Annotated in this window: 2 protein-coding genes; one reads left to right on the top strand and one right to left on the bottom strand. The window is 71.9% G+C overall.

Features of this window, described 5'->3' with window-relative positions:
• On the bottom strand, nt 1-185 hold a 185-nt coding region (locus WA805_RS26080), incomplete at its 3' end, for a hypothetical protein (RefSeq protein ID WP_425243672.1).
• A gap of 210 nt (nt 186-395) precedes the next feature.
• Between WA805_RS26080 and WA805_RS26075 the strand changes: the two genes are divergently transcribed.
• Nucleotides 396-1160, top strand: a complete 765-nt coding sequence (locus WA805_RS26075; protein ID WP_425243671.1) for a crotonase/enoyl-CoA hydratase family protein — start codon at nt 396-398, stop codon at nt 1158-1160.
• Nucleotides 1161-1535 lie beyond the last annotated feature (375 nt).

Here is a 1535-nt window from a genome sequence, read left to right as displayed (position 1 = left end):
GGGCTCAGCGGGTTCAGCCCGATGCCGCGGAAGATGTCGGGCAGCGCTATCAGCACGATCGACTGGTTGATCGTCGCCATCAGCATGCCCAGCGTGGTGTTGGACAGCGCGATCCACTTATAGTGCGGCCCGAGCGGGCGCCCGGCCCCCACAGGTGCCCCTGTCACTTCGGAATTAACCGCCATCGGCCGCTCTGCTCTCCCCTGAGACTCCAACAGGTACTTGCTTGTCCTTAACGAACTATGCCTTACCAGGCGAGCGGCCGCATCCGCGCTATCGGGTGGTCGCAGACGTGCTCCTCCGTTCGGGCCGCTGCTTTTGATCTTTCAGAACGGGCGCGGATGACTGCCGCAGCCATATCGTGACCCTGTGCCATCGCCCAGCCTGGAGGATCCATGACCGAAGCGGTCCTGACCGACGACGCCGACGGCGTCCTGGTGATCACCATCAACCGTCCCGAGGCCCGCAACGCGGTCAACGGCGAGGTCGCCCACGGTATCGCGGCCGCGCTGGACGCTTTGGACGGCCGCGACGACCTGAACGTCGGCGTGATAACCGGCGCCGGCGGCACGTTCTGCGCCGGGATGGACCTGAAGGCATTCCTCACCGGCGAGCGGCCTGCCATCCCCGGCCGCGGGTTCGGCGGCCTCACCGAGGCGCCGCCCGCCAAGCCGCTGATCGCGGCGGTCGAGGGCTACGCGCTCGCCGGGGGCTGTGAGATCGCGCTGTCCTGCGACCTGGTGGTGGCGGCCGACACCGCGAAGTTCGGCCTCCCCGAGGTCAAGCGCGGCCTGGTGGCCGCGGCTGGCGGCCTGCTGCGGCTGCCCCGGCGGATCCCGTACCAGATCGCCATGGAGCTCGCCCTGACGGGCGAGTTCCTTGACGCGCCGCGCGGTTACCACTTCGGCCTGGTCAACCGGCTCACCGCGGCGGGCGGCGCGCTCGCCGCCGCCCGGGAGCTGGCCGTGACGATCAGCGCCAACGGCCCGCTCGCCGTGCGCGCCACCAAGTCGGTCATCGCCGGTGCGGCCGGCTGGCCGGCCGACGAGTTCTGGGACCGGCAGCGGGTCATCGTCGAACCGGTCTTCACGTCCGACGACGCCCGCGAAGGGGCGCTGGCCTTCGCCGAGAAGCGCCCGCCGCGCTGGAGCGGGCGATAACGCCGCTGCGATCCCGCTGGCCGCGCTTAACGGCGACGTGATCGCCTGGAGCGTGATGGCGGCGACGGCCGGCTCGAGGCCGGCTGGCATGGCGGCCGCGCGGAGCCGGCGGGCGGATAGCACGGACAGCAGCAGCCAGGCCGCGGCCTCCGGGTCGGTGCCGGAGCTTATCTCGCCGTCTGCCTGGGCGCGCCGGATCAGGTCAGCCAGGTGCGCGGCGACCGAGCGGATCGCATCGCGGGCCGGGTCGCTCAGCGCGGGCTCAGCGGTCAAGGCGGTCGCGTCGGCGAACAGCACGCCGTAGGCGGCAGCCGCGTGCTCGGCTCCCGCGTCGTGCGGAGACCCGGCGAGGACGTGGGCGAGCAGCCCGGACGC

It is taken from the genome of Trebonia sp. (assembly GCF_049794275.1).
GTDB lineage: Bacteria > Actinomycetota > Actinomycetes > Streptosporangiales > Streptosporangiaceae > Trebonia.
Note: the sequence above shows the minus strand (reverse complement) of the source record. Positions and strands in the feature narration are given on the sequence as shown.